Annotated in this window: 3 protein-coding genes; 2 read left to right on the top strand and 1 reads right to left on the bottom strand. The window is 67.1% G+C overall.

Going from position 1 to position 1,655, the window contains the following annotated elements; all coding sequences use genetic code 11:
- Positions 1–19: 19 nt before the first annotated feature.
- Positions 20–430, bottom strand: a complete 411-nt coding sequence (locus ACFXPK_RS32865; RefSeq protein WP_385007883.1) for a rodlin — start codon at positions 428–430, stop codon at positions 20–22.
- Positions 431–664: 234 nt separating this feature from the next.
- Between ACFXPK_RS32865 and ACFXPK_RS32860 the strand changes: the two genes are divergently transcribed.
- Complete coding sequence (locus tag ACFXPK_RS32860; protein WP_385007888.1) at positions 665–1,075, top strand: rodlin; 411 nt, start codon at positions 665–667, stop codon at positions 1,073–1,075.
- Positions 1,076–1,373: 298 nt separating this feature from the next.
- Positions 1,374–1,607: a chaplin gene (locus ACFXPK_RS32855; protein WP_385007880.1), complete on the top strand. Its 234-nt coding sequence runs from the start codon at positions 1,374–1,376 to the stop codon at positions 1,605–1,607.
- Positions 1,608–1,655 lie beyond the last annotated feature (48 nt).

Below are 1,655 nucleotides of genomic sequence, written 5' to 3'. Positions count from 1 at the left end.
GGCCCGGACGGCCGGTCCCTCAGTTGTTGGCGGCGCCGTTCCCGGACAGGATCGGGATGTTGTCCAGGATGTGCGACAGCGGCTCGTCGCCCTTGGCCTGCGTCGAGTTCTCGACACACTGCTGGTTCTGCGGCGAGGACAGGATGTTGAGGTCCTGGACCGAGATCGGCACCAGACCCAGCAGCGAACCGACGTTCGCCTTGGCGGGCAGGGCGATGCAGGGCTTGTTGAGCGAACCCTGGATGAGCGCCATCTGCGGGCTCATGTTCCCGTAGGTCGCCGAGTTGCCGTACCACTGGTCCGCGCCGTTGCCGCTGAACGACGTGGTGCCGCCGTCGTTGGAGATGGCGAGAGCCGGGGCCGCGGCGGCGGCGGAGACGCCGACGACGGAGGCGGCGACGGCCGCGCCGGCCATAACCTTCTTGATCACGATGAGTCCCCTTCTGAAGGATGCCCCAAAATCCCCGGGGCCCCCTGTGCAACTCCGCGCCACCGGTTTGGTTCTGGCCCTTCACTCCAACGGCCTATTACCGGCGATATACGGCGTCCAGGGAGGCGAGCAAGCCGATCGGGTGAAGCAGGAGAGCCGAGGAGAACCAAAAGAGCGCCGCCCGGTTGTTCAGGTCGCTCCACATGCATTTCCTGAGAAAAGGAACAGACCGTGATCAAGAAGATTATGGCGGGTGCGGCCGTGGCCGTCTCCGTCGTCGGCGTCTCCGCCGCCGCCGCAGCTCCGGCCCTCGCCATCGCCGATGACGGCGGCACCACGTCGTTCAGCGGCAACGGTGCCAAGCAGGCGTTCGGCAACGCCGTGACCAAGGGCGACCAGAGCCCTCAGCTGGAGCTGGTCCAGGGGTCGCTGAACAAGCTGTGCCTCGGTGTGCCGGTCAAGGCCAACGTGGGCTCGCTCGTCGGCCTCCTCGTGCCCGTCGCCGTCCAGGACGTCAACGTCCTGTCCTCCCCGCAGAACCAGCAGTGCGCGGAGAACTCCACCCAGGCCAAGGGCGACGAGCCGCTGTCGCACCTGCTGGAGGACATCCCGGTGCTCTCGGGCAACGGTGTCGGCAACGGCTGACCCGACCGTTCGGCGCGCGATGGACGGGCCGTACGGGGCAATGGCGCCCTGTACGGCCCGTCCGGCGTCTCCGTCCGCCTCCGTACCGGCTCCCCGCCTCCCCCTTTCGGCCCTGCCCGCAGAAACGAAAATTCTCAAGGGTGCAATCGGGTGAAACAGCGATGTCGTAAATCGGGACAGTTTCCTCGGAACGCCCCTCTCGTTGGTGTTTTCGCAGCGGAGTGCGAGCCGGAAGTCGACGGCTCACGTCCGCACGACGGTCGTGCGGACGTGTTCGCCGCTGCGGAAAGGGCTCAACATGAAGTGCAAGAAGGCCGCAACGATCGTCGCCGGTCTGCTCCTCGCCGTAGGTGCCGCGGCTCCCGCCATGGCCGACGCGGGCGCCGAGGGCGTCGCCGTCGGTTCGCCGGGCGTCCTCTCGGGCAACGTCGTCCAGGTGCCCATCCACCTGCCGGTCAACGTCTGTGGCAACAGCATCGACGTCATCGGGCTCCTGAACCCCGCTTTCGGCAACGCCTGTGTCAACAAGTGACGTCCTGACCTTGTGACGTCCGGGGGTGTCCCGCGGGACACCCCCTTC

Origin of the sequence: Streptomyces sp. NPDC059142 (assembly GCF_042755665.1) — a bacterium.
Taxonomy (GTDB): domain Bacteria; phylum Actinomycetota; class Actinomycetes; order Streptomycetales; family Streptomycetaceae; genus Streptomyces.
This window is presented reverse-complemented; position numbering and strand designations above follow the sequence as displayed.

Excerpts from the sequence above, each read along its gene's own strand:
- ACFXPK_RS32855 (WP_385007880.1), top strand. The coding sequence starts at position 1,374 with ATGAAGTGCAAGAAGGCCGCAACGATCGTCGCCGGTCTGCTCCTCGCC.